We start from the raw sequence: 24,619 nt of genomic DNA, 5'->3' as shown, positions 1-24,619 counted from the left end.
CTTATTTGGCAATTTAACTAGCTCTTGTCACACTTGTAGAACTGGTTGGTATAGAACTTCGAGTGATCGCTGATCTCGCCTTTCATGTCGGCGGCTTTCTGGAGGATTTCCAGACCCTGGGTCCAGTCGGCCTTCGAGTGCCAGCCATGCGGGCAACCCTTGGTGCTCTCGCTGTAGAACATCGAGGACATCTGCTTCCACTCTTGCTCGACGTTGCTCTTGTCGAGCAGCGGCTGGAGGTCAACAGCAGCAGCAGCGACGTCGGCTGTCTTGGTGGCACCGTCATGAGCCGCCGCGTAGGTCGCCTTCAGGAAGCGTTCGGCTAGCTTCGGGTCCTTCGCCAGCTTCTCCTTACTGGTAATGACGCAGAAGTCCGGCATGACGAAACCTGCATCCGCCCACATGATGGCATTGGATGCACGGGATTTGTTGATCTGCGCCGATGACGACGCGATATGACCGGAAACGAAGTCCGCCTGGCCACGGATGTAAGTCGGCAGCGCCTGGGACGAGTCCACGCTAACCTTCTTGATGTCGTTCTCGGTGATGCCGTTGATCGCCAGCACATACGGATAGAGCAGCATGTGGAGGCCAGCCGGGCTGACGACCATCGTTTTGCCCTTCAGGTCCTTCAGCTGGATGTTGCCGAATTCCTTCGGATAAAAGAATGAGAAGCCGTTTCGGCCGGTGAACGTTGCAAGGGAGATTACCTCACGGCCCTGGCCAATGCCGATGGCCATGGCCCAGCAGCTCGCAAAGCCGAAATCGATGTCGTTCCGCAGCAGGCCATCCATGGTGGCATTCGAGCCTTGGCCCGGCAGGACTTCGACGTCCAGGCCTTCCTTGGCGTAGAAGCCAGCCTTCTGGCCATAATAGAATGCCCCGTAGATGCCGTTGGGCACCCAGTCCATTCGTACTTTAACCTTCTGGAGCTGGTTCGATTGCGCCACGGCGGCCTGAGCCATTGCTCCGAGGAGCAAGGCGACTGCAACCAGGCGCAGATATTTCCATGCGCTCTTCATTTTATCCGACCCTCTCTGTTGCTTCATTTGTGCTGCGTGCCCCCCGATGCAGAACCACCACATCAAGCTGAATCACCAGAGCCTGCTCGCAACCACATCTTGCCGCTCACTCTGAACTGCCACAAATAATTAAAAGCGGTGAATAAATAACACGGCCTAATTATTCACAATCAGGCGTGTGTAAGTCCGACACTACCTATGCCCAAACTGGCAATGCATCGCCCCTACTGGACCTTCTTGTCTTTACGCAGGAAATCAAAAAGGCGATCGGTGACGGGCTTAATGAGATCCTTCCTGACGACTGCGAAAATGGGAGTGACCGACAGGTCCGTATCCTTCAGGGGAATGATGTTTACCGCCTCATAGCGCTCACGGCTATAGCCCGCCGCAACGAAGCCAACACCTTCGCCCATCGAAACTCGCGCAATGACATTCGGGAAAGCAGTTTCATACGCAGCAACGTTTAGCTCCACCCCCATCGCCCTGAATTTCGCAATGAGTAGATCGTGATTTGTCGGGTGCTGTTCTCTGGGAACCACGATGAAAGGCTCATCGCGCAAAGCTGCGACTGTCAGGTTCTTTTTGTCGGCTAGCCTGTGCTTGTGGTTTATGGCCACCGCCATGTTCTGATACCCCACGACTACGGCCTTATACTTTGTTTCGGACACCGGGAGCGTGGTTATGGCGGCGTCGATGTCCCCGACTTCTAGGAGCGACTTGAGCTGGTCACCGCCCTGCACACGGAATCGCATTTCAACGTCCGGCGCCATCTCCTTGAATTCTGAGATTCTCTGCGGGATGTCGCTGTAGATAACTGACGAGGACATTCCGAGCGTAAGGCGCCCCATCAGCCCTTGTGAAATCCGCCTACCTTCTTCCTTCATTCTGTCAATGATGGACATGATCTGCTCGCAGTTCGCGAGCAATGATTCACCGGCAGGCGTGAGAACGACCGAGCGTTTTGTCCGCTCGATGAGTTTGTAGCCGAGCATTTCTTCGAGCTTGGCGATGTGCTGCGACACGCCAGGCTGCGTAACATTTAGGGCGTCGGCTGCCTTCCCGAAATGCTTGAACCTGGCGACAAAGACGAAGCTCTTCAGCAGGCGAAAATCAATCATGTCCACTTCTCCCTCGTGGACTTAAATTATCCCTGCTTATTAGTGTCGTTCAATAAATTAATAGTGGGTCGATTTTTTGTGCCATATGATTATTCTGGGCCGATTAATAAAGCGCGGTCACAGTCAAGGCCGCTTCGACTTCTTTACGGCAGGCGGCATCCTTAGCACGGCCAAGGTCAACCAGCGCTACAGGCCAAAACCCGAACCGACGATCGCAAAGAAGTTGGATAGTTCTAAGCTCTGCGAAAAGCATTCCGTAGAGGATATCGCAATTAAGAAGCCCTGTGGTGAGCATTAAACCCAGGTATTTTTGCAAATACTTCGGCAATGAAATCCATGAATACGACGGCCCGCTTGGGAAGAAGCCGATCAGCAACGTAAATGACTTGAACGGGCACAGACGGAGCTGCGTATTCCCTCAACACAATCTGCAGATTGCCGTTTTTCAGACCTTCCTCGTATAGCCATTCGGGACCGTGAGCGATCCCCAGTCCTGCATTGACGCTATACCGTATGGCCTCAGGTGAGTTAACCCGAAACTTGCCAGAAACGGGAACATCGACATCCCGGAAGTGCCATGTGGTGTCTGTCGACAACAAAGTGTAGATCAAACAATCGTGCGCTCTTAAATCATCGGGAGCGGCGGGGATTCCGCGTTTCGCCAGGTATCCTTTGCTGGCGACGCATACGCGCTCGAACAAACCCAAGCGCCGGGCACGCATTGCGCTGTCTTCCAGATGCCCGATGCGGATCGCTAGTTCAGCCCCCTCGTCGACCAGGTTGACGTAGCGGTCACTGATTTGGAGATCGAGTGTCAGGTCTGGATATCGCTCCAAAAAGGTGGGCACATGCGGCACCACGAACGTATGGGCCAACGCAGTCGGACATGCGACGCGCAATAATCCAGAGGGGGCGACGTTCTCCTTGAGTGATGACTCCGACTCTTCCACGGCGTCGAGAATGCGACGTGCTTCCGCATAGTAGCGTTCGCCCTCTGGGGTGAGTCCGAGCTTGCGCGTCGAGCGATGAAGCAGCCGCGTTTGTAAATAGTCTTCCAGCGCCGCTACATAGCGGCTGACATTGGGCTGCCCCAGGCCCAAGTCGCGGCCTGCAGCCGTGAAGCTTCCTGTCTCAACAGCACGGACGAAGCACGTCATCAACAGGAAGCGGTCCATCCGAAATCTCCATTCATGCAGTTTTCGCATGAAATGTATCCGATAAGTCAATCTTATCAATCTCCAACATGAATACATATTGCCCTTCATAGGCCAGTACATTGACTGGCTGCGGACAACTTGAAGGTGAATATTATGTCGAGACTGAAAGATAAACGTGCCCTAATTACGGGTGGCACCAGCGGCATTGGCCTCGAAACAGCAAAACAGTTCGTCGCCGAGGGCGCGCGCGTGATCGTCACCGGAGTCAATCCGGAGTCCATCGCAAAGGCCCAGGCGGAATTGGGGAGTGAGGTTCTGGTGCTGCGCGCCGATTCAGCCAGCGTCGCTGCGCAGAAGGAACTGGCGCATGCCGTTCAGACTCATTTTGGTCAGCTCGACATCGCCTTCCTCAATGCTGGCGTATCCATGTGGTTGCCAATCGAACAGTGGTCGGAAGAAATGTTCGATCGCTCCTTCGACATCAATGTCAAGGGGCCTTACTTCCTGATCCAGGCGCTGCTACCCGTCTTCGCAAATCCCGCATCAGTAGTGCTTAATACTTCGGTCAGTGCCCACGTCGGCTCTCCGCACTCATCGGTTTATGCAGCGACAAAAGCAGCGTTCTTAAACATGTCGAAGACGCTTTCGAGCGAACTGCTCGCCCGCGGAATTCGCGTCAACGCGGTTAGCCCTGGACCAATCGACACGCCGCTTTACGACAAGCTCGGGATTCCCGATGCCTACCGCGAGCAGCTCAACAAAGATATCACTGCAACCATCCCGTTCGGCCGGTTCGGAACGCCCGACGAAGTGGCAAAGGCAGTGCTGTACCTGGCCTCAGATGAGTCACGCTGGACGGTCGGCGCCGAGATCGTCGTCGACGGTGGTTGCCTGCTCAACGGCTAACAACCAGCAATACTGCAATGAGCGGCAGCCCGCTCCCATTCATGGGGGCGGGCTTTCACCTTATTTGGAGTTTTCCCATGTCCCAATCGCAGTTGACACTCGTCAGCCACCATCTATGCCCATTCGTTCAGCGCGTCGCAATCGTACTGCTAGAGAAGGGCGTTCCTTTCGAACAAGTCAATGTTGACCTTCATGACAAGCCAGACTGGTTTCTCGCGATATCGCCCACGGGCAAGGTTCCGCTGCTTAAAGTTCTGCACAGCAATGAGGGCGAGTCCGTTCTATTCGAAAGGGGCATTTTATCGTTCATGTACCCAATCGGCAAAAATCTGCCAGATTCGGCAAGCAAACTGCGTAATTGGATGCAACTGAACTTCTTGATGACCCGCGAGCCGCCGAGAATGCCAATGAGGGTGGATTGGGTACGCGAACGCTAAAATGCCCATCCGAAATTGAACTTCCGCGCTTCAGAAATTCGGCAACCAGTCGAGGAAGAACGCGGCGATTGGCATAACCGTTATTGCGACCAGGCTGGGCCACTTCAGAACGCCTAGGAACTCCAGTTCCCTGGTCCCCGCATTCGAGAATCGGGCGATGCGCTTGCAATATACAATGACACCACTGACGGACAGGCCACAAAGAGCCAGGCCAAATACCACCCAAAGCAACTTCGACCATAGTCCTCCAAAGTCGCCGAAGTGAAGCGGGTCTGCCATATGGGACCAAAGCTCGACTGCTGGCTGGTCCTTACTATGCCTGGTAACGAGTACTTCACCACTGTACTGGTCGATGGCGACGCGATTGGCTCGTTCGCGAACGAACCATGCTGTCGTCTGCCCTTGGACCACAACAGCATCGTCGGCGTCCCTGGGGAGAGCAATCGATCTCACTCGGTAAGCAGGAAGTGCATTCTCCGCCGTGCGGACAATCTCATCCAGTGATTTGGCGGAATGAATGGCTGGATGCGAGGGAACCGCTTGCTGCAACGTTTTCTCGGGGTCAAGACCGGCCCGGTACATCGCACGTTCGACTAGATACCAGACTGAGGTTAGGCCGATGATGAAAACAAAGGGCAGAGACCAAAGTCCGACAAGCCTGTGGACATCGCCCCAGACAGTACGGCTGCTTTTGCCCCAGCGCGGCATCCGGAAAAAGCCTCGCCAGAATTTCTTGTAGACGACTATTCCTGCAAACAAGGACGCCAACAATACGATTCCGAGACTGGATATTAAGTAGAATATCGCGTCCCCAGGCACAAAAAGGTAGTAATGGATCGCACGCATGAATGACTTGAAGGTCACTGCCCTGCTTTCCGCGGTCACATGATTGGTACCTGGATCGACAAAGACATTCCGCCGTTGACCATCCGGCGTCACAGCCCGAAGCAGAGTCGCAAGATAAGAGCCTTCGCCTGCACTTATGTAAGTGAAGCGATAATCAGGATAGGCACGGTGAGCTGCCTCCAGCTGCTGCTGCCAGGAAAAATTCTCTGATGCTGTTGAACGCATCGCAGGCCAGAACAGCCATTCCAGCTCGTCGCTGACGGTAGCGATGGTACCAGTCAGCGAGACAAACAGCATGATGGCGCTGAGCTTCAGCCCAAGAAGGCTGTGTAGCCAAAAAGCAAAGGGCCTTTCGGGCCCCTTGCTCTTTGTCATCGCTTGCCGCAGCCAGTCTACCATTTTATGCGATAAGATACCGATGTTCGCATGCCTTCTTCTGGATACCAGAGATAGGCTCCATCGGACTCGGCTACGCCTTCATACTTTGTGTTCAGCAGATTGCGGATACCGAACACGAGTTCGCCACGGCCCAGTTCGAAGGCCGCGGCCAAATTGACTAGTAGAACCTGATCAACCCAGCCCTCACCCGATGCGGCGACGGTCGCCAGATTTTCGCCGTACGGCGAGCGGGCACCCCGATAGTCAAACTGCAACGTGTTGCGCCACCAGCTGTAAGGCTTGTAGTCAATGTAGGCGCTTGCGAACACAGGCTGATTGTCGCGAATACCGATGCGACGGTCATTCCCGTTGGTGGTGCGCAAACCTTCCATCCAGGCGAATGTGCCACCAACACCCCACATGTCATTAAGCTTGTGATTCAAGGTAGCTTCGACGCCCCAGAATTTCCGTGGTTCGCGTAGAGGTACAAGTGGCCCGGTCGGATTTGCCGGGTCGACCTGGAGGGTGCTCATCAGATCGGAGTGAGTGTAGTAGGTCGACAGGGAGTAGTTGGTCGACCCCTTGGTATCGCGGACGCCGATTTCATACTGATTCGATTTGGCGGGCTGGCCATCAACACGGCTGGCATTTACGCCGTTACGTGCAGCGCGGGCAATCTGGGAGACTTCGGCACCCTGACTGAAGGTGCCAAAGCCGTCGAGCTCGCCGACAACTGGGTGCACGGCGCCGATATTGAACAGCGTGATGTCGAATGGCTTGATGTCGCCGCCCTGGATGCCGCCTGAGCCTTGTGCGGTCTCGATATCGCCACGGTATTCTTCGTGGCGGATGCCGCCACTAATGACCAGATCACCAAACGGGATATCGAGCTGCGCATAGCCTGCGTAGCTATCCAATGCCACTTTGGGGGCGAAATAGGTCTGGATCGAGCTGTTGTCGACGAAGTAGTTCGGCCGATAATAGGTATTTCGGATGGCATCCAGGCCATATGTCACCGAGGAACCCTGCTTGAGGGCATCCAATTCAGTGGTCATGCTCGAACGGACACCGGCGTATGAATTGGTCTGCTCATCCCGGGTCGTTCGGTTACTCGTGGTGCCATACATTTCTGTGTAGACATTGCTTCCCAGCAGTTCGACTTTCAGCCTGCTATTCAGAAAAGCGTCATGCTCGTACGTCAGATTCCCAGTCAGGGACTCACGATACGGGTCTTCAGATTCACTTCGCTTGGTGAATGTGCCGTAACGTACGCGATAAAGACCGGCATTTGTCGTATAAGCTTCCAGAAGATTGACCCTGCCGTATGTGCCGGTGAAGCGCAGTCGGCTGTTGTCGTTGATTTCATAGCCAAGCGACGTGTCAAAGCTTCCATAAGCCTCACGTCCGAATCCGGCCAAGGCGCCTGGTCCGGCCATTCCAAAAGCGGGCTCCCCATCGGGGCTATAACCGCTCCCGTCATAACCAAGGCTACCGGCGATATGGAAATCGAAGTTTCCGATGATCTGAGAGCCGCTCTGATAAACGTTGCTCCGCCAACTACCCCCGGGATGGCTCGGATTGAAGCTGCCGCCGACTTTGCTGACAGCGGTGAACTCATTGCTTTCCGCACGCGGAGTGCTGAGTGCGATAATGCCGCCAGGCGAGCCAAAGCCGTAAGCCGAGTTTGCGCCACGGGCGATCTCGATGCTATCGATCTGATCAAGCGTCAGCAGGTTCAAATCGGAGCTGCTGCTGGCCCGCAGCTGCTCATTGGTCGGAACGCCGTTGATGAAGACCTGTGCGGTGCGTCCACGGATGCTGCGGACACCATTGTTCGTCGGATTGAAACCCGGCGCCTTGCGGGTCAGCACCTCTTCGATGCGGTCTGCGGTCGGCTGCTCCTTCAGGATCTCCTTCTGGTCCAGGACTGTAATGGATGCCGGTACATTGCTCAGCGGCACATCCGCGCGACGGGAGCCCAGTACCGTCATCGTTGGCAGAACCGCGCTCGTGCCGCTGCTGCGCGGGGCTTCGACGACTGTGATCGAGGTGGGCGTCAGGAAGCGATAGGTCAGCCCAGTGTTATCCAGCATCTGTCCCAGAGCGGCCCGGTCCGTCAATGTGCCTGCCACAGGCTTTGATTGGAGACCCTGCAGCATGTTGCCCGGCACTGAGACCTGCAGGCCGCTTTGCTGGCCAAATGCAGTCAGGGCATCGGCGAGCGGTTGAGCTGGGATGCTAAAGGCCCTGACGGGCTCAGCCTGAACAGTCGGCGCGTTCGCTTGGGCTAAGGCCGCGGACGGCGCGATAACGAGGGCCGACGTCGTAAACAGTGCAACCCCCAGCGCCCGCACGGCAATGCGGCGCCCGAAATCTTCCCCCAACATTCCAATCTCCAATTTCGCAATCTGGCACTGCCTGCAAATGCGTCTCAGCAGCACCTATTGATTACGAAACGTCAGTGGCCGACTGGATATTCAAATTTTCCGGCTGAACAACGACGTCCGAGACGTAAGCTATTGTTTTATTTATGGATAATTAATACAGGGCCGAATTTCTGTACGATCCCGCCGTGAACAGCGGCAATCGCTTCGGCAGCCTCTTGAGGCTTCGTCAGATCGAAAATCCCTGTGATAACCCGGTCCTTCAGGTCATCGCCCCGCAGGACAATGAAACCGGTGTAGTATCGCCGAAGCTCTTCAACGACTTCTGAGACGGGCCGCTCGCGGACAATGAGCTTGCCGAGTGACCATGCGCCTGCCTGTTCCGACGACTGCTTCCCTTGCGCTATCACACCCGAGGATGCGACGTAAATCGTATCCCCCGCATGCAGACGGACAGGCGCGGCACTGGATGCAATAGGCTCGACCTGAACCAGGCCATTTCGAACCGCGACCGTTGTAGCGCCAGTGTCGCTCCGGACATTAAAGGCTGTCCCTAAGACCACAATCTGCGTGCTGTTCGCGATGACGCGGAATGGCCGGTTGGCGTCCGGCACGACTTCGAAATAGGCCTCCCCCTTTAGAAGCTTCACACCGCGCTCACCATTGTGGAAGTTCACGCTGATGGCGCTGGATGGCGCAAGATGCAGTCTTGAGCCATCGGAAAGCGTCATTGCAGCAGCAGTTGATGATGGGGCGACAAAGTCCGCCTGCATGCGCAGAACGATATTAGGCGTGATGCCAAGCGCGATTGCCGCCGCGGCGGCAAATCCGATGACCGCAGCAACCCGGCGGCTGCCACGACGCGAAGGCATTGGAATTGCCTTTTGCGCGCCATTCGCCTTGATGAGGTTATCGACGTGGGTGACTTCTGCCCATTCCAGAGCATTCCGACAGTCCATAGCCAGCCAAGCCTCGAACTGCGCTCGCAAACCAATGTCAGCCGGGTGGTCGCTCAAAGCGACCAGCCACTCTTCCGCCTTGGTCGGCATAAATTCGATATCAGATCCGGTAGTCATCATGTTCATGGCTGGTCAGGCGCGGCATGGGACAGCCGCTTCGGGCACACTAATTAAACGGTTCTGGATGGGCGGATATTCAAAATCATTTTGCCCCCCGCTTCAGTCGAATACGGCAGTGTTCCAGGCCGGTGACGACGAGAGAATGCGCCTGCCCCACGGAAACACCAAGATGCCCGGCAATCTGCTTTACCGTGTGACCACCGATACGGTGCATCTCAACGGCTACGCGCGATTTTTCGGGGAGTTCTGCCAGCGCCTCCTGCAGGAGGCGCATTTCACCGCGATCTACGGCTTCTGTCTCCGGCGTTGGTTTGTCCTCGGCCATTGCTTCGGCCAGGACTTCCATCCCCAATGTGAAATATCGCCTTTCGCGAGAGAGGTGGCGGCGCCCGTCCAAGGCGAGGTTTCGGACAATGCGGTAGAGATAGCCCAGCGGGTCGTCGACCGATTTCGCAGCTACGGCATCGCTGAAACGAAGATAGGCTTCCTGGACGACATCTTCGGCGCGCGCCTGGTCACCGACAATACCAGAAGCGTAGTTCACCAGCTTGCTTCGGTGAGTCATGAAAATCGCTAGGGATTGTTGGCTGTAGTGCATGCCCGCGGGTCCAATTCGGGTGAACACTAGTTTAGTTGCGATCCATTCTCAATCGTTTGGGGGGGCAGGATTCACGAGCTGGGCACATCTCAAGGTCCCCGTGGCATCAAACAGTACATATACTCGACAGAAACTGAATGAAGGCCTCCTGTACGATGTCTTCTACGCGGCTGAGATCACAGACCAATGGGGTCGCGTATTCGACGAGCGCCGCACGATGGCGGAGATAAACGCTCAGCCTTGCCTCGTCTTGCTCAGTCTTAAGGTGTCCAAACGCCAGTCATGCCGACCACTCAGGCGAACCAAAAACCCCGTACCGCCCCATATTCACCCTGCCTTTCGTGGTGAGAAATTCGTTGCCTCATGCCCCGCTTCGGCGGGCAATGTACCCGGTCGTCCGCCCGCGAATGAGATGCCGGTGTAACGACCGGCCGAGAGCCTCTTAAAACCGTCGGTTTCGAATCAATCGGCGACAGTGCGCCTCAAATTACTCCAGGTCATGCTTCCAGCCGTGATCACGAACACCCTTTGCCCCGGGTTCTGGTGCATGATCGCTATGCAATTCCTTAGCAAAGCACTCCCGAAATGCAGGCGTGCCATCGACAAGGCCGCGGTCGCTGCATTCCTTGCGGATAGATGCCTGATACGCCTCCTGGCTCCACCCGCAGCCTGACAGCCCGAGTACGACGCCCAGAAGAATGACGGCGGCAGTCGAGTTCATGGCAGCCTCCTATTCCGCAGGATGGACATGTGGCGTGTGGACAGTGGCACCATCCAACTCTTCCTCCTCCTGCTGCCGTCCGGCACCGAACCGCGCATACAAGGCGGGCAGCACCAACAAGGTCAGGACGGTTGAGCTGATCAGGCCGCCAATGACCACCGTGGCGATCGGCCGCTGGACCTCGGCGCCGGTGCCAGTGGCGATAGCCATCGGGACAAAGCCCAGGGACGCCACCAGTGCGGTAATCAGGACCGGCCGTAGACGGATTTCTGCGCCCTCCAGAACAGCGGCGATCTTGTCCACGCCTTCCGCCAGCTCCTGCTGGAACCGCGTTACCATCACCAGGCCGTTGAGCACGGCAATGCCGCTCAGTGCGATGAAGCCTACGATGGCCGAGACCGATATCGGCATCCCGCGCAAAGCCAGCGCCAGGATGCCACCGACCAGAGCGAACGGGATGCCGCTATAGACGATGAGCGAATCCCGGACACTGCCCAATGCCATGAACAGCATGAAGAAGATGGCGGCAAAGCAGAGCGGCACCACGACAACCATCGTATCCCGAGCGGCCAGCAGGTTCTCATACTGGCCGCCCCAGGCCAGCCAATACCCCGCGGGCAGGGCAACCTGGGCGCCAATGCGCGCCTGTGCATCCTGGACCACGGAGCCGATATCCCGACCGCGAACATTGGCCTGGACAACGACACGCCTCTTGCCGTTCTCGCGGCTGATCTGGTTCGGCCCTTCGCTGACCTCGATGTCGGCCAACTGGCGTAGCGGGATGGTGATGGCCTTAGTGCTATTGGGCAGCACAATGGGCACCGGCAGGTTGCGGAGCACCTCAAGATCGCTACGTGCCGCATCGGACAGGCGGACCACGATATCGAACCGCTTGTCGCCCTCGAATATGACACCCACCTCGCTTCCGCCGATGGCAGTGGCTATCACATCCTGGACGTCCGCCACAGACAGGCCGCGGCGGGCGATTTCGCGCTTCTTCAGACGGATGTCCAGATACGGTAGACCTGCGACCTGCTCGACCTTGACGTCGCTAGCACCCCGAACACCGCGCATGGCTGAGGCCACAGAGTTGGCCGTTTCCAACAAGGCATCGAAGTCATCGCCGTAGACCTTCACGGCAATATCCGAGCGAACACCGGCAATGAGTTCATTGAAGCGCATTTGGATAGGCTGGGTGAACTCGTAGTTGTTGCCCGGCACCTGCTTCACGGCACGCTCGATTTCGGCGACCAGTTCTGCCTTGGTCTTACGCGGATTTGGCCATTCACCCTGCGGCTTCAGAATGATGAATGTGTCCGAGACGTTGGGTGGCATCGGGTCTGACGCCACCTCGGCAGTACCCGTCTTGGCAAATATGGTCGCGACCTCTGGGATGACAGATACGGCTTTCTCCACCAGATGCTGCATCCTGGCCGACTGGTCGAGTGAGGTGCTGGGGATACGCATCGCGTGCATTGCGATGTCTTTCTCGTCCAGTTGCGGGATGAACTCCTGTCCGAGCTGCGTCATCACCATCAACGAGGCAACAAAGGCAATCGCTGCCCCGATGCCGACGCGGCCGGGCATATGGACCACCTTTTCAAGGATGGCTCGATACCGGCTCTGGGCGGCCAGCATAAACCGGCTTTCCTTCTCCTTGACCGGCCCTGTCACGAACAAAACAATCATGGCGGGGACGAAGGTCACCGACAGCACAAAGGCGCAGCCAAGCGCAATGATGACTGTCAGGGCCATAGGCTCGAACATCTTGCCCTCGACACCCGTGAAGGTGAGCATCGGAACATAGACAATCATGATAATGGCCTGACCGAAGACGGATGGCTGGATCATCTCCTTGGAAGCGGCCAGCACTTCGGTCATCCGTTCGCGCCTGGTCAGCGTCCGCTTCAGCTCATGCTGCCTATCCGCGAGATGACGCAGGCAGTTCTCGGCGATGATGACGGCGCCATCCACAATCAGGCCGAAGTCCAGGGCGCCCAGGCTCATCAGGTTCGCACTGATATGGCCTTTCAACATGCCCGTAGCGGTCATCAGCATGGTGATCGGGATGACGGCTGCCGTAATCAGAGCGGCGCGGATATTCCCTAAGAACAGGAATAGCACCACGATGACCAGGAGCGCACCTTCGGCAAGGTTCTTCTCCACCGTCCACACGGTAGCATCCACCAGCTTGGTGCGATTCAGGACCGGAGCCGCTTCGACGCCTGGCGGCAGGGAGCCGTTGATCTGGGTAAGCTTTTTATCCACGCTCTCGGCGACGGTGCGGCTGTTGCCGCCAATCAGCATCAGGGCGGTACCGACGACCACCTCATGGCCCTGCGAACTGGCGGCGCCGGTCCGCAGCTCATGGCCGATATCGATGGTGGCGACGTCACGGACATGGACTGGCACGCCATCCCTGGTGGCGACAACTACATTGCCGATGTCTTCGATATTCTCCAGACGGCCGTAGGAGCGGACCACCAGGCCTTCACCATTCTGCTCCATGAAACCCGCACCGATGGCGGTGTTGTTCCGGCGAATGGCATCCGACAGAGCGCCAAGCGTCAGGCCTTGAGCCACCAGCCGGTCGAGCCGCGGCTGAATGTGGAATCCCTTGGTAAAGCCCCCGATGGAGTCGATGCCCGCCACGCCCTGCACGCTGCGGAGCTGGGGTTTCACCAGCCAATCCTGAACCGTGCGCAGGTAAGTAGACTGCTTGAACTCGCTATCGAGGATTTCGCCGTCCGGCGTCAGGAATGCGCCATTCGACTGCCAGCCGGGCTGTCCGTCAGCAACCGTCGCACGCGGCTCCTTGTAGCGAACCAGCCACATGTAGACCTCGCCCAGACCGGTCGAGATCGGGCCAAGCCGCGGCTCGACCTCCTGGGGCAGACCTTCCTTCACCTCGGCGAGACGTTCGGTGACCTGCTGGCGGGCGAAGTAGATGTCGGTCTTCTCCGAGAAGATAGCCGTAACTTGAGAGAAGCCATTACGGGACAGCGATCGCGTACTTTCCAGGCCTTGGATACCGGCCAACGCATTCTCAATGGGGTACGTGACCTGCTTCTCGATTTCCATCGGCGACAGCGCCGGTGCCAGGGCACTGATCTGCACCTGGTTATTGGTGATGTCCGGCACCGCATCGATCGGCAGCTTCAGCAGCGACTGAACGCCCAGGATGCAGACACCGACCACCAGAATGAGGACGACCAGCCTCTGCCGGATGGACAGGCGAAGAATATGCTCAATCATTGTCTTGTTCCGCCCGGGCCAATCAATGGGAATGCTCGGCTTCAGCTTTTTCGAGCTGCGCCTTCAACACAAAAGAGTTCTCGACCGCCACGAACTCACCGGCATCGACACCGAAACGGATCTCCACCCGACGCCCGTCAGCCCGGCCAAGGACGACCTCGCGTTTCTCGAAGCCCTCATCGGTTCGGACGAAGACAACCTGGTCCTTCTTGATGCGCTGGATGGAGGCCTTGGGTACCAGGATGCCAGCCTTCTCAGATGAGCTGTTCACGGTGACCGAGGCAAAGTCGCCTGGACGCCAGGTGCTGTCGCTATTGGGGAGTTCGACCAGCACCTTGGCCAACCTGGTCTCACGGTCGATAACCGGGCTGACAAAGACGACCTTGCCTTTGGCCGGATTGGCCTGCCCCTCGATGCTGACTGCATCACCTTCCTTGACGAAGGCCAGGTCGCCCGGCGCCACCGACGCTTCAACCCATACGACTGACAGGTCGGCAATGGTGAAGAGCTCGGTCTCGGCCGGTACCGACGCGCCGATGGCACCCCGGCGCTCTACCACGCGACCGGCAATCGGGCTGCGGACTTCCAGGATTTGCAGGCCCGAGCCGCTGCCATTCACCCGTGTCAGGTCGGCCGGATTCAAACCCAGGGCGACAAGCTTCTGACGAGCCAGATCAACGCGGATGCGCGCTTCTTCCAGGGCCGTCCGAGCGGTCAGGTAATCCTGCTCGGAAGAAATCTTCTTCTCCCAGAGGTTTCTCTCACGCTCGAAGGTATTGCGAGCGAGTGCTTCAGTGCGCTGGGCAGCCAGCAGCTCGCCCTTCACCTCGGCAATCTCGCGGCTTTCGATGGTGGCCAGCAGCTCGCCTTTGGCAACCGTGTCACCCAGGCGCTTCTTAAGGTCGATCACGACGCCTGAGGCTTTGGCCGCCACAATGGCCATACGGTCCGGATTGGCGGTGACCGTACCCGGGAATGTGGTGGTGCGGACCAGATCGCCTTCGGTCGCCTCAGCGATGGTGATACCGGACTGCTGGATCTGCTCAGGGGTCAGCTTGAGGGGGTCGCCTTCCTCTTCGCTTTCACCATGTCCATGGCCTCCGCTTTTGCCGTGACTATGGCCCCCGGCTTCCTCTTCGTGGTGGTCGCCAATCAATCCGGTCTTCATGGCCGCGACTGAACCGCCGATACCCAGAGCGATGCCCAGAATCAGGGCGATGATGGAATTGCGCATAATGTTCTCCGGGATATCAGTAGGTGCGGCCGACGAGGCGCATCAGCTCGATGCGGGCCAGGTGGTAGTCCTTGAGGGCAGTTGCGTGCTGTGCCTTGACGTCGAATTGGGTGCGCTGGGCATCCAGCAGGTCGAGGAAACCGAACTTGCCCGCCGTGTAGCCTTCGCGTGCGGCCTGGGCCGCTTCATCGGCAGCGGGGATAATCGTCTTGCCGATGGTCTCGGCTTCGCCGTGCGCGGCTAGCAACGTCTGTCGTGCGCGGGCTAGGTTGCCGAGCAACGTCAGACGCATGGCGTCGGCCTCGGCCTCAGCCCGGTTCAGATCCTGGCGGGCACGCAGGATGTTGCCGCTGTTCTGGTCAAAGATCGGAATGGGAATGGACAGGCCAACTACCAGGGCGTTGCCACCGTCTTCGTTGTAGCGCCGCATGCCTGCCCGGACGGTCGGGTCGGGCACACCGGCCGCGCGTTCGCGGTCGACACCTGCACGTGCCTGGGCAATCGACGCGCTCAGGCGTGCGAAATCGGGATTGTCAGCCAGGGCGGCCTCGTCGGGACTGACATCCGGCACATCACCAATACGGTCGAACCAGCCGGAATTCGGCACCAGCTCGGCAGTCGGCACACCCAGCAAAGCGATCAACGTGGCGCGGTTGCCTTGAAGCTCGCGCTGCGCCTTTTGGCTGGCGACTTGCGCTGCTGCCAGGGTGATATCGGTCTTGCGCGACTGGATGGGTGGTTCACGGCCATTCTGGACACGTTCGCGCACGGCGCCTGCCAGAGACTGGGCGTTCTTCAGCCGCTCGCCTTCCAGTTCGACGACGCGGGCTGAATACAGCGCATTCACATAGGCCCTGGCGATGTCTTCGCGCAGGGAAAGCTGGTCGGCATTGCGGTCATGCGAGGCGAGCGTCAGGCCCGCGTCGGCCGCATCGATCCGCGCCTGTCGCTTTCCGCCAATCTCGATGCGCTGCGACAGACCCGCTGTCAGTTCGATGTTGTTGGTTCCGCGATAGTCTTTGCTGCCCGCAAAATTCTCGGCATCAACGAAAAGCTCAGGGTTCGGCCAGGCTCCCGCCTGCATGCGATCGCCGCTTGCGCCTTCACGCCGGGCGTTGGCCGCACGAATACGGGGTGAATTGGCTTCACCGAAACGGATGGCGTCATCCAGCGTGCGAATTTGTGCGGGCTGCGCGAAGGCCGGAATGGCGGAAACCACGCAGATGGAGAGCGCGAATAGGCTTAGAGAGCGCATGACAATCCTCGGAAAACACAGGTCTCCCTGGTGCGGATGCACCAGGTGTGTTGGTCGTCAGAGGATTAGGCTTTGGGAGGTTCGAGAAGGCCGTCAGGCTGCGCAGCGGCAAAGCCGCCGTCATTCAGATCCAGGAGCTTGGGCGCCGTGAGCGATGAGCTGTTGAGGGTCGCCACGGAATGCGGCAGGCCACGACTATGCTGTTCGCAATGGAAAGCACAATCCTGGCTTCCATTTGCACCTGGGCTGGATTTCTCGGGTTCGGCCTGCGACGCATTATCGCCCGAAACAGAAGCCGAAACCGTCATATGGTCATTGAATCCGGTGACCTGAACCGGGTGATCGAGATGCCAGGCATCCAGCGTTGCGCCGACCAGCATGGCAAGCACAGTGACAATGACGGCGAGATGCCGACTTGTCATAAAATGCTTGGAAATGCTGGGATTCATTGCCGTTGGAGTCCTGGGGATTAGGCTTACTTGACGTTCAGATTGTACTGAGCCTTGCCAACTTCCTTACCATTCTCAGCAAGGATTGTCATGGCCCGAACATTACCAGCAGCCGGAGAGGCTGCCTTGCCGACCAGCTTATCGCCTTCCGGCTTCAGCTCGACAGCACTTTCTGCATTGTTGACGAAGAGGCGAACATTAGCCGTCATGGCCGCCGTCGGCTTCATCGGTTTGTGGTCCTTGATGACATAGAGATGGACGTCGGTACCCTTGACAACCAACTCGCCTTCATAAGAGCCAATCTTCTTCACCTGACCGCCAAACTTTGCCTCGTCAGCCTGCGCCGAAGCGGCGAAAGCCAACAGACTGGCTGCCAACACTGTTACAAGTTTCTTCATCCACACATCTCCTGTTGTGAGATGCTTAGAAATATCTTTCCCGTAAACATGTTGCAAGTCACGTGCCTGTTAGGTGTCCGCGACGCTTTGCCACCGTAATAGTATTGCATTGGTGTTTTCCCATATGGGAGGGCTCGGACGGGCCACACTCTGACTGAAGTGAGCATTATACAAAACGGTGAAGACGCCGTACGCGCTGGCCCAGACTTATCTCTCCACCGGACGCCAAGTTGGAAAATCTACTGGCCAAGTATCTTCTTTCCGCCGAAACCCAAACCTGAAGATCTACCGGCCCTGACTTGCCTCATCGGCGATGGCTAAGTCGGAAAACCCAGTTCAAGACATAAGCTGGCGACCTGCCGCACACTTCTCCGGGAGGTCTTCCGTCATTCGCATCAACCAGTAGCTAAGCAAAAAAAATTCAATTAACTATCGCCCCACTAATGAAATCTGATGAAGCCACGCCAGGTAAAATATCTCGCCCGTGCAGATTCTCAAACCAGAGCGTCTTTGCCCAATTCTTTGCGATCCTGTTCGCGGTCGCCAATGCGGGCATGGGGGCGGCCACCAGTCGATCCACCGAGAGCCACGACAATCTCATCGGCATTAGGCGCATCCGGAATGAACATCTCCAGCGTGATGAAATGCGAGCGGGTGCCGATCTCGTGCAGATGCTTCATCGGGATCTGGATCGAGCATCCGGCTGGCCCGCGCTTGTTGGCGAATGACAAAAAGCTCAGGGCATTCGCAGCCTTGCGATATTCGTTGCCGAAACGCAGGTTGTGGATGATGGCCGCGGCATGCTCGATCTCACCCGACAGGCCGACCACGGCCGCCTTGCCATAGGCTTCCAGCGGCTCGCCGTCGGTTTCACGCAGCACTTCCTCGGACAACACACGGCCGATATGAGCACAGCCATCGAGCTGATGCGGACGCAGATCGTCCACAAAGCTGCCGAACCAAGGATTTTCGATCACGGCGGCGGCACCGACCAGGGTGATCGGCTTCGGCAGGTCACGACCACCCTCGACATGGAGGCGTTCCTTGTAAATAGCGATCTTCTTGATCCGGAAGGTCATGACGTCAATCCATGTTTGCTGAGGAAGGTTTTCAGATGCGCCGCCACCTGGCCGGGAGCCTCGACCAGAATCGAATGGCGCAGACCCGGCAGAATCTGCAGCTCCGAGCCGGCGATCCGTTCGTGCATCAGGCGGGACATGCGCGGATTCGAGCCAAGATCCTGCTCGCCGGTCATTACCAGGGTCGGCAGCGTGATGGTGTGCAGTTCGTCGGCCAGGTCGGATTCCGCCAGTACGCGATAGGCCGCGGCATAGGCGCGCGGATCGTTCTGCGCATTGCGCGTAGCATAGGCGTCGATCAGCGCCGGATTGGCGCGGACGAATTCATCGGTGAACCAGCGGATAACCGACTCCCGGAAATGCGCCCCGGGAATGCCCTGCTCGACCAGGGCCAACCGCTCCATGACGCGCCGGCGCTCGTCTTCCGTGCGGCCAGTCACGGTGCTGATCAGGGAAAGGCTGAGCAGGCGTTCCGGGTGGCGCAGCGCAATCGCCTGGGCGATCAGGCCGCCCAGCGAAAAGCCGGCCAGATGGAAACGGCCAATACCCAGCCGGTCCACGACACCGAGGGCATCATTGACGAAATCGCCCAGACTGTAAGGGCCTTCCGGCTTGTCGCTTTCACCATGGCCTCGCTGGTCAAAACGGACGAACCGCCAGCCCGGCAGTGCCGCCACCACACCGTCCCAGGCATCCAGATGACTGCCGACGCCGTGCAGCAGCAGGACAGGCTCGCCCTGCCCCTCGACACGGCAGCGAAAATCGAGACCGCCAATCGTCAGCCGCCGATCCATCAGGGCAGCCGGAACTGGTTATGGCCGTGCAGGAACTGGATGGTCTTCTCGCGCTGCGGCTTGCCAAGCACCTCGGCTGGCGGGCCCTGTTCGTAGATTTCACCCTGGTTGAGGAAAATCACCCGGTCCGCGACATGATAGGCAAAGCCCAGCTCATGGGTGACGATCACCATGGTCATACCGTCGTCGCGCAGTGAGCGCATTACGCGCAGCACTTCGCCCACTAACTCAGGATCGAGCGCCGAAGTGACTTCATCGAACAGCATGGCATCCGGGTCCATCGCCAGGGCGCGCGCGATGGCGACACGCTGCTGCTGGCCGCCGGACAGGCGCGCCGGATATTCCTTTGCCTTCTCGGCGAGGCCAACCTTGGCCAGCAGGGTCTGGGCGCGTTCGGCGGCCTGCGCCTTGTCGCGCTTCAGTACCGTGACCTGACCTTCCATGACGTTCTGCAGAACGGTCATATGAGGGAACAGGTTGAACTGCTGGAAGACCATACCGACTGACGTACGCACCTTCTGCAGGTCCGCATCCCGATAAGTTAGCCTCTCCTGACCATCCTTGCTCGCCGGCGTACCAATCAGCCCGCCATTCAGGTAGATCCGTCCGCCGGTAGGCATTTCCAGAAAGTTGATGCAGCGGAGCATGGTGCTCTTGCCCGAACCGCTGGCACCCAGAATGACAACGGTCTCGCCCTTCTGCACGGTCAGGTCGATATTCTTCAGGACCTGAAGGTCGCCGAACGACTTGGACAGGCCTTCGATGCGGATCGCTTCGCTCATACGGGTATCTCTTTCACTCGCTGCGTTTGAGCTTCAGCTCGATAAAATACAACACGCGCACCATCGGGTAGATCAACGCGAAATAGATCAGCGCCGCGACGGTGAACATCTGCACCGGATTGAAATAGGCGCTAGAAATCCACTTGGCCGTATGGATCAGGTCTGGATAGGCGATCACGGAAGCCAGCGACGTCAACTTGAACAACTCGATCCAGCGATTGGTGATGGCGGGAATCATGCGCTTGATTGCTTGCGGTAGGATGATGCGCTGCATCTGTCCGCGATAGCTCATGCCCAGCGCTTTCGCGGCATCCCATTGGCCGCGTGAGATCGACTGGATGCCGGCGCGGAAGACTTCGGCGAAAAAGGCGCTGGAATTGAGAGTCAGCGCCAGGGTTGCCGCCGTATAGGCATCCACGTCGAAGGGCGCGATCGTCGGGAAGGCAAAGAAGAACCACATAATCAGGACGAGGACCGGCGTATTGCGGAAGACCTCGACATAGATGCGCGTGGGGATGGCCCAGTACCATTTCTGGGAATAGCGCCCCATGCCGATAACGAGGCCGATCGGCAGGCTGGCACAAAGGCAGACTAGTGCGATGCGCACCGTGCCCCAGAGGCCTTCGGCGAATACAGGTGCGTAGCGGAGAAGGTCGTTCATAGCCGCCTCAGTGCACTGTCGATTCGCCGCTGCGCGCCAGGCGGCGCTCCAGCATGCGGGTGAGCTGACTGCCGATGGTCACCACCACGAGGAAGATCAGAGCAACCGTGGTAAAGACTTCTAGCGGCCGGTAGCTGCGGTGCGAAATCTCGTTGGCCTGGAACAGCAGGTCGGGATAGGAGATCGCCGCTGCGATGGTCGAGGTCTTGAGCAGCTCGATGGCGCGCTCCAGGAAAACCGGGATCATGCGCTTGACCGCCTGGGGCAGGATCACCCGCCCCATGATCTGCACGTAATTCATGCCGAGCGCGCGGGCGCCTTCCCATTGGCCGCGCTCGATCGAAGCGATGCCGCCGCGAAAGATTTCAGCCACGAAGGCGCTGGACAGGATGGTCAGACAGATCAGTGCGGCGCCGAAGGGATCGAGCCGCACGCCGATTATGCGCGGCAGGGCAAAAAAGAACCAGAAGAGCTGCACCAACGACGGCGTGCAGCGGAAGAAATCGATAATAAAGCCGAAACCGATGGAGACGACGCGGATGCGAGAGAGACGCGCGAGCGCCAGGGCGACGCCGATCGGCAGGCCGAAAATATAAGCCAGCGCAGTCAGCTGCAGCGTATTGGCCAACCCGACCCACAACAGATCCTGGTACCGAACGACCGAAGAGAAATCCCAGACGAAGTTCATTGCATCTGTCTCAAGACTAGCAGGTATTGCGGCCCGGCACCGCCGGTTGAATGGCGCCGGGCGACAAGCTTACTTCCACTGTTCGCGCAGGATCGGCGGGCTGATTTTCGGATCAACGCCACGGCTCTTGAGGAATTCCTCATACCACTCCTGCGGCTTGCCCAAGTTGTAGTAGTAGAGGTTCGCCGTGGCCAACCAGTCACGGAACGTCTTGTCCGGTTCGCGACGCAGACCGATGTCGGAGAACTGATTCTGGATCGGCTTGGGCATCACCACCTTGGCATCGCCAGCTTTCTCGGCCAGCAGGATCAGGGTGGGGAAATACATCGCCGCCGCATTGATGTTGCCGTTCTGGTAGGCCGCGATCACTTCGGCATAGCTACCGAAACGTAGGATCTTGGCCTTGGGCAGGCGCTCACTGACAAAGCCGTCTTGGCTGGAGCCCTGGTTGACCCCGATGGAGATCTTCGGGTCGTTCAGCTCTTCCCAGCTCTCGATCTTCGAAGCCTTGGGCAACAGCACTGACAGTGCCGAATAGGAGATCGGCTGGTTGGTGTATTCGATGGTGACGGCGCGCTCGGGCGTCACGCTCAGGTTCGGCATGATGTCGATCTTGTTCGATTGCAGCGCCGCAACCGCGGTGCCCCAGGTCACCTCGACGAATTCAGGCTTGACGTTAAGCGCCTTGGCGACGCTGTGGCCATAGGAAACAGCCATGCCGGCCCATTCCTTGGTCAGCGGGTCCTTGAAGGCATAGGGCTCGGCCTGGGCGACGCCGATGCGCAGCGTGCCGCGCTCACGCACGGTGGTCCAGGTCGATTTCTCCTGTGCGGCCGCCGCCACGCCAGTAAATGTAATCGCGACCGCACATACGGCCGATAACAAGGATGCAAGCCTGCTCATGATCTGTCCCCTTCAGTGATGGCAATATTTATGTCGATGATACCTTACCCGGCCAGTCGCGCATTCGGATCGAGCGACGTCAGCGAGAGGCCGCGATCGGCCACCCGCATGCGCTCGGTCAAGGATGGAAAATTGTTGAACGTCCAGAAGATCGCCGGACGCAGGAACTCCAGCTGCGTCGGCCAGCCGCGCGTGAACCAGTCATAGCGGCAGGACCATTTCTGCGTCTGGTCGCTGATGAAGCGTACGCTGTGTTCCCAATGAGGCAGCGCCCTGCGCGGATCTGCCTCTTCGCTCAGCGCGATGGTCAGCGCCTTGGCATTCATGATGGCGAGGCCCGCGCCCTGCCCCAGCGTGGGTGGCAGGCCATGGGCGGCATCGCCGATGATGGCGACGCGGCCGCTGGACCAGCGCGGGCAGTCGACCAGCACATAGCGGTATTGCGTCACCGGTGCCGCCGCGATGACCGGCAGTTGGTCGCGCAGCAGTGGAAAGGCGCGCCCCCAGTCATTCAAGTCGATCGGCAGCACCTTGGCGGCACGGTTGCGGTTCGGGAAGGCCGTGAAGACATAGGTGTAGTCCGGGCCCGATGGCGACACGCCGATACGCCGGTTGCCCGACCAGTACTGAATCGATTCCGGCCGCGCTGCGATGATGCGGTTGGGAATGAAGTGGCGATTAACCGCCGTATCCAGCTCCCGGTGTCGCGCTCCGAGATTCAGGCCATCGCGAATTTTCGAGTTGAAGCCGTCAGCGGCGACGATCAGGTCGGCACGCAGGCGTTTGCCATCGCTCAGGACCAGTTCGCCGTCCGGCGTGGCGGCGACGGCCTCGGAATTCAGCACAACCTCGACGCCGGCTTCACGCGCGCCATAGGCCAGCACATCCACCAGTGCTTGGCGCGGTGTGACATAGAGGCGCTGCGTCTTCGGCACCGGCACGTTCTGGCGCACCGCGCCATCCCGGTCGATCGACAGGCTGCGTTCCAGTCGCGTGCCCTGCACGGCCAGGCGGTCGAACAGGTTATACTCGTCCAGCACATTCAGGCTGTTGTTGCGCAGATAGATGCCGGCGCCCGATTCACGGATTTCGGACGAGCGCTCATGTACGCGCACGCTCCAGCCTGCGCGCGCCAGCATCATGCCGGCGGCCAAGCCGGCGATGCCGCCGCCGGCGATCTCGACATGCCGCTGCACGGCCATTACGCCTTCGGCGCGGCGGGAACCGCGCCCATTTCCTGCAGCACCTGGTTGGCGACCTTGAACGCATCCAGGCCGGCCGGAATGCCGCAATAGACCGTGGCGTGTAGGAGGATTTCCTTGATCTCTTCCACCGTCACGCCATTGGCGATCGCCCCTCTGACATGCAGTCTGATCTCGGCCGGACGGTTCAGCGCCGTCAGCATGGCCAGGTTCAGCATGCTGCGAGTCTTACGCTCCAGCCCGTCGCGCCCCCAGGTGTAGCCCCAGCACCATTTCGTGGTGATCTCCTGGAAGGCCATCATGAAGTCGTTGGCCGTAGCCATCGATCCGTCCACGTATTCAGCCCCTAGAACTTCTCGGCGTAGTTGTAAACCCTGCTCGAAGAGGGGATCACGCGGGGCATCCGGGGGGGATTTCGACATGGCGCTCTTGTCTTTCATATGACTGTAATCTTGACATACTGTCATACAATCTTTATTCCTGAGTCAACCAATTTGTCATGGCAAAGACTTCTCGCCCAATCTATCAACGCCACCGCCGACAAAACTCAATCGAAGAGTGAAGCGCTCCGTGGATACATCCCTCAAAGTAGTGACCTCCCCCAGCATCCGTGAAATGACCTCGGCGCGGCTGCGGGAAGCCATCGCCGCCGGACGGTTTGCCCCGGGCGAACGCCTGATCGAGCGTCAGCTCTGCGACTTGATGGGCGTGTCCCGCACATCGATCCGTGAGGCGCTGCGCGAACTCGAATCCGAAGGCCTGGTCACCGTGGTGCCCAACCGGGGGCCGATCATTTCCGTGGTCAGCATCGAGCAGGCTGAATCGATCTACCAGGTGCGTGCCGTGCTGGAGGGACTGGCGGTGCGGCTCTTTGCCACCAACGCCACCGATGCGCAGCTACGCGCGCTGGAGGCCTCGGTCGAGGTCCTGGCCAAGGTCTATGAGAATTTCGACGCCAATGCCTTCCTGGTCGCGAAGGCGGATTTCTACCGCATCCTGCTCGAAGGCGCCGGCAACGAGATCGCCGGCCAGATGCTGCGCAATATCCATATCCGCGTGTCACAGTTGCGCGCCACTTCACTGTCGCTGCCGCAGCGGGCGAAGGATTCCATCGTGGAAATCCGCAACCTGCTCACGGCCCTGAAGGCGCGCGATCCGGATGCCGCATGGAAGATCTGCAAGGAGCATATCGAGAATGCCGCGACTTCGGCGCTCACGGTGCTGCGCGCAAAGCACAAGTCCGATACCCCACTCAAAGTCCTGCAAGGTTAAG

General features: G+C 58.6%; 24 protein-coding genes. 3 read left to right on the top strand and 21 right to left on the bottom strand.

Features of this window, described 5'->3' with window-relative positions:
• Nucleotides 1–17: 17 nt before the first annotated feature.
• The 3 genes from AC1ROB_RS06560 to AC1ROB_RS06550 all read right to left on the bottom strand — a co-directional run bounded on the left by AC1ROB_RS06560 (nt 18) and on the right by AC1ROB_RS06550 (nt 3,315).
• Nucleotides 18–1,022 carry an ABC transporter substrate-binding protein gene (locus tag AC1ROB_RS06560; protein ID WP_492972007.1) on the bottom strand — a complete coding sequence of 335 codons (1,005 nt, stop codon included), beginning with the start codon at nt 1,020–1,022 and terminating at the stop codon, nt 18–20.
• Between the two features lie 224 nt (nt 1,023–1,246).
• The gene (locus tag AC1ROB_RS06555) at nt 1,247–2,140 is read right to left on the bottom strand and encodes a LysR family transcriptional regulator (protein WP_492972008.1); all 894 of its coding nucleotides are present in this window, start codon (nt 2,138–2,140) and stop codon (nt 1,247–1,249) included.
• A gap of 272 nt (nt 2,141–2,412) precedes the next feature.
• Nucleotides 2,413–3,315: a LysR family transcriptional regulator gene (locus tag AC1ROB_RS06550; protein WP_492972009.1), complete on the bottom strand. Its 903-nt coding sequence runs from the start codon at nt 3,313–3,315 to the stop codon at nt 2,413–2,415.
• Nucleotides 3,316–3,450: 135 nt separating this feature from the next.
• Here AC1ROB_RS06550 and AC1ROB_RS06545 point away from each other — a divergent pair, with 135 nt between their 5' ends.
• Nucleotides 3,451–4,203 (top strand): SDR family oxidoreductase, encoded by a 753-nt coding sequence (locus AC1ROB_RS06545; protein ID WP_492972010.1) that lies wholly within the window; start codon nt 3,451–3,453, stop codon nt 4,201–4,203.
• Nucleotides 4,204–4,280: 77 nt separating this feature from the next.
• Nucleotides 4,281–4,640, top strand: a complete 360-nt coding sequence (locus AC1ROB_RS06540; protein WP_492972011.1) for a glutathione S-transferase family protein — start codon at nt 4,281–4,283, stop codon at nt 4,638–4,640.
• Between the two features lie 30 nt (nt 4,641–4,670).
• Here AC1ROB_RS06540 and AC1ROB_RS06535 read toward each other — a convergent pair whose 3' ends face one another.
• The 18 genes from AC1ROB_RS06535 to AC1ROB_RS06450 all read right to left on the bottom strand — a co-directional run bounded on the left by AC1ROB_RS06535 (nt 4,671) and on the right by AC1ROB_RS06450 (nt 23,669).
• The gene (locus AC1ROB_RS06535) at nt 4,671–5,861 is read right to left on the bottom strand and encodes a PepSY-associated TM helix domain-containing protein (protein WP_492972012.1); all 1,191 of its coding nucleotides are present in this window, start codon (nt 5,859–5,861) and stop codon (nt 4,671–4,673) included.
• A gap of 17 nt (nt 5,862–5,878) precedes the next feature.
• Nucleotides 5,879–8,251, bottom strand: coding sequence for a TonB-dependent receptor (locus AC1ROB_RS06530; RefSeq protein WP_492972013.1), 2,373 nt, complete (start codon nt 8,249–8,251; stop codon nt 5,879–5,881).
• Nucleotides 8,252–8,388: 137 nt separating this feature from the next.
• Entirely contained in the window at nt 8,389–9,333 is a 945-nt protein-coding gene (locus tag AC1ROB_RS06525) for a FecR family protein (protein WP_492972014.1), read from the bottom strand.
• A 76-nt stretch (nt 9,334–9,409) separates the two neighbouring features.
• The gene (locus AC1ROB_RS06520) at nt 9,410–9,925 is read right to left on the bottom strand and encodes a sigma-70 family RNA polymerase sigma factor (RefSeq protein ID WP_492972015.1); all 516 of its coding nucleotides are present in this window, start codon (nt 9,923–9,925) and stop codon (nt 9,410–9,412) included.
• 487 nt (nt 9,926–10,412) lie between these two features.
• Entirely contained in the window at nt 10,413–10,646 is a 234-nt protein-coding gene (locus AC1ROB_RS06515) for a hypothetical protein (protein WP_492972016.1), read from the bottom strand.
• Nucleotides 10,647–10,655: 9 nt separating this feature from the next.
• Nucleotides 10,656–13,901: an efflux RND transporter permease subunit gene (locus AC1ROB_RS06510; RefSeq protein WP_492972017.1), complete on the bottom strand. Its 3,246-nt coding sequence runs from the start codon at nt 13,899–13,901 to the stop codon at nt 10,656–10,658.
• A 22-nt stretch (nt 13,902–13,923) separates the two neighbouring features.
• Entirely contained in the window at nt 13,924–15,135 is a 1,212-nt protein-coding gene (locus tag AC1ROB_RS06505) for an efflux RND transporter periplasmic adaptor subunit (RefSeq protein ID WP_492972018.1), read from the bottom strand.
• Nucleotides 15,136–15,151: 16 nt separating this feature from the next.
• Nucleotides 15,152–16,390, bottom strand: a complete 1,239-nt coding sequence (locus tag AC1ROB_RS06500; protein WP_492972019.1) for a TolC family protein — start codon at nt 16,388–16,390, stop codon at nt 15,152–15,154.
• Nucleotides 16,391–16,455: 65 nt separating this feature from the next.
• Nucleotides 16,456–16,839: a hypothetical protein gene (locus AC1ROB_RS06495; RefSeq protein WP_492972020.1), complete on the bottom strand. Its 384-nt coding sequence runs from the start codon at nt 16,837–16,839 to the stop codon at nt 16,456–16,458.
• A gap of 26 nt (nt 16,840–16,865) precedes the next feature.
• A complete protein-coding gene (locus tag AC1ROB_RS06490; RefSeq protein ID WP_492972021.1) occupies nt 16,866–17,237 on the bottom strand; it encodes a hypothetical protein in 372 nt (123 codons plus the stop codon).
• 494 nt (nt 17,238–17,731) lie between these two features.
• Nucleotides 17,732–18,316 (bottom strand): amino acid synthesis family protein, encoded by a 585-nt coding sequence (locus AC1ROB_RS06485; protein ID WP_492972022.1) that lies wholly within the window; start codon nt 18,314–18,316, stop codon nt 17,732–17,734.
• The gene (locus tag AC1ROB_RS06480; protein WP_492972023.1) at nt 18,313–19,110 is read right to left on the bottom strand and encodes an alpha/beta fold hydrolase; all 798 of its coding nucleotides are present in this window, start codon (nt 19,108–19,110) and stop codon (nt 18,313–18,315) included. Before AC1ROB_RS06480 ends, AC1ROB_RS06485 begins: the two co-directional genes overlap by 4 nt.
• On the bottom strand, nt 19,110–19,892 hold the full coding sequence (locus tag AC1ROB_RS06475) for an amino acid ABC transporter ATP-binding protein (RefSeq protein WP_492972024.1): 783 nt from the start codon (nt 19,890–19,892) through the stop codon (nt 19,110–19,112). The genes AC1ROB_RS06480 and AC1ROB_RS06475 overlap by 1 nt, the downstream gene beginning before the upstream one ends.
• 13 nt (nt 19,893–19,905) lie before the next feature.
• Complete coding sequence (locus AC1ROB_RS06470) at nt 19,906–20,553, bottom strand: amino acid ABC transporter permease (RefSeq protein WP_492972025.1); 648 nt, start codon at nt 20,551–20,553, stop codon at nt 19,906–19,908.
• Between the two features lie 7 nt (nt 20,554–20,560).
• Nucleotides 20,561–21,241, bottom strand: coding sequence for an amino acid ABC transporter permease (locus tag AC1ROB_RS06465; RefSeq protein WP_492972026.1), 681 nt, complete (start codon nt 21,239–21,241; stop codon nt 20,561–20,563).
• A 69-nt stretch (nt 21,242–21,310) separates the two neighbouring features.
• Nucleotides 21,311–22,084 carry a transporter substrate-binding domain-containing protein gene (locus AC1ROB_RS06460; RefSeq protein WP_492972027.1) on the bottom strand — a complete coding sequence of 258 codons (774 nt, stop codon included), beginning with the start codon at nt 22,082–22,084 and terminating at the stop codon, nt 21,311–21,313.
• 104 nt (nt 22,085–22,188) lie between these two features.
• A complete protein-coding gene (locus AC1ROB_RS06455) occupies nt 22,189–23,346 on the bottom strand; it encodes an FAD-dependent oxidoreductase (RefSeq protein WP_492972028.1) in 1,158 nt (385 codons plus the stop codon).
• Nucleotides 23,346–23,669, bottom strand: a complete 324-nt coding sequence (locus AC1ROB_RS06450; RefSeq protein WP_492972029.1) for a carboxymuconolactone decarboxylase family protein — start codon at nt 23,667–23,669, stop codon at nt 23,346–23,348. The genes AC1ROB_RS06455 and AC1ROB_RS06450 overlap by 1 nt, the downstream gene beginning before the upstream one ends.
• Before the next feature lie 247 nt (nt 23,670–23,916).
• Between AC1ROB_RS06450 and AC1ROB_RS06445 the strand changes: the two genes are divergently transcribed.
• Nucleotides 23,917–24,618: a GntR family transcriptional regulator gene (locus tag AC1ROB_RS06445; RefSeq protein WP_492972030.1), complete on the top strand. Its 702-nt coding sequence runs from the start codon at nt 23,917–23,919 to the stop codon at nt 24,616–24,618.
• The last annotated feature ends 1 nt before the right edge of the window (nt 24,619 follow it).

It is taken from the genome of Ferrovibrio sp. GW821-FHT12F09, assembly GCF_058806775.1.
Note: the sequence above shows the minus strand (reverse complement) of the source record. Positions and strands in the feature narration are given on the sequence as shown.

Excerpts from the sequence above, each read along its gene's own strand:
- AC1ROB_RS06560 (WP_492972007.1), bottom strand. The coding sequence starts at position 1,022 with ATGAAGAGCGCATGGAAATATCTGCGCCTGGTTGCAGTCGCCTTGCTC.
- AC1ROB_RS06555 (WP_492972008.1), bottom strand. The coding sequence starts at position 2,140 with ATGATTGATTTTCGCCTGCTGAAGAGCTTCGTCTTTGTCGCCAGGTTC.
- AC1ROB_RS06550 (WP_492972009.1), bottom strand. The coding sequence starts at position 3,315 with ATGGACCGCTTCCTGTTGATGACGTGCTTCGTCCGTGCTGTTGAGACA.
- AC1ROB_RS06545 (WP_492972010.1), top strand. The coding sequence starts at position 3,451 with ATGTCGAGACTGAAAGATAAACGTGCCCTAATTACGGGTGGCACCAGC.
- AC1ROB_RS06540 (WP_492972011.1), top strand. The coding sequence starts at position 4,281 with ATGTCCCAATCGCAGTTGACACTCGTCAGCCACCATCTATGCCCATTC.
- AC1ROB_RS06535 (WP_492972012.1), bottom strand. The coding sequence starts at position 5,861 with ATGACAAAGAGCAAGGGGCCCGAAAGGCCCTTTGCTTTTTGGCTACAC.
- AC1ROB_RS06530 (WP_492972013.1), bottom strand. The coding sequence starts at position 8,251 with ATGTTGGGGGAAGATTTCGGGCGCCGCATTGCCGTGCGGGCGCTGGGG.
- AC1ROB_RS06525 (WP_492972014.1), bottom strand. The coding sequence starts at position 9,333 with ATGAACATGATGACTACCGGATCTGATATCGAATTTATGCCGACCAAG.
- AC1ROB_RS06520 (WP_492972015.1), bottom strand. The coding sequence starts at position 9,925 with ATGCACTACAGCCAACAATCCCTAGCGATTTTCATGACTCACCGAAGC.
- AC1ROB_RS06515 (WP_492972016.1), bottom strand. The coding sequence starts at position 10,646 with ATGAACTCGACTGCCGCCGTCATTCTTCTGGGCGTCGTACTCGGGCTG.
- AC1ROB_RS06510 (WP_492972017.1), bottom strand. The coding sequence starts at position 13,901 with ATGATTGAGCATATTCTTCGCCTGTCCATCCGGCAGAGGCTGGTCGTC.
- AC1ROB_RS06505 (WP_492972018.1), bottom strand. The coding sequence starts at position 15,135 with ATGCGCAATTCCATCATCGCCCTGATTCTGGGCATCGCTCTGGGTATC.
- AC1ROB_RS06500 (WP_492972019.1), bottom strand. The coding sequence starts at position 16,390 with ATGCGCTCTCTAAGCCTATTCGCGCTCTCCATCTGCGTGGTTTCCGCC.
- AC1ROB_RS06495 (WP_492972020.1), bottom strand. The coding sequence starts at position 16,839 with ATGAATCCCAGCATTTCCAAGCATTTTATGACAAGTCGGCATCTCGCC.
- AC1ROB_RS06490 (WP_492972021.1), bottom strand. The coding sequence starts at position 17,237 with ATGAAGAAACTTGTAACAGTGTTGGCAGCCAGTCTGTTGGCTTTCGCC.
- AC1ROB_RS06485 (WP_492972022.1), bottom strand. The coding sequence starts at position 18,316 with ATGACCTTCCGGATCAAGAAGATCGCTATTTACAAGGAACGCCTCCAT.
- AC1ROB_RS06480 (WP_492972023.1), bottom strand. The coding sequence starts at position 19,110 with ATGGATCGGCGGCTGACGATTGGCGGTCTCGATTTTCGCTGCCGTGTC.
- AC1ROB_RS06475 (WP_492972024.1), bottom strand. The coding sequence starts at position 19,892 with ATGAGCGAAGCGATCCGCATCGAAGGCCTGTCCAAGTCGTTCGGCGAC.
- AC1ROB_RS06470 (WP_492972025.1), bottom strand. The coding sequence starts at position 20,553 with ATGAACGACCTTCTCCGCTACGCACCTGTATTCGCCGAAGGCCTCTGG.
- AC1ROB_RS06465 (WP_492972026.1), bottom strand. The coding sequence starts at position 21,241 with ATGAACTTCGTCTGGGATTTCTCTTCGGTCGTTCGGTACCAGGATCTG.
- AC1ROB_RS06455 (WP_492972028.1), bottom strand. The coding sequence starts at position 23,346 with ATGGCCGTGCAGCGGCATGTCGAGATCGCCGGCGGCGGCATCGCCGGC.
- AC1ROB_RS06450 (WP_492972029.1), bottom strand. The coding sequence starts at position 23,669 with ATGGCTACGGCCAACGACTTCATGATGGCCTTCCAGGAGATCACCACG.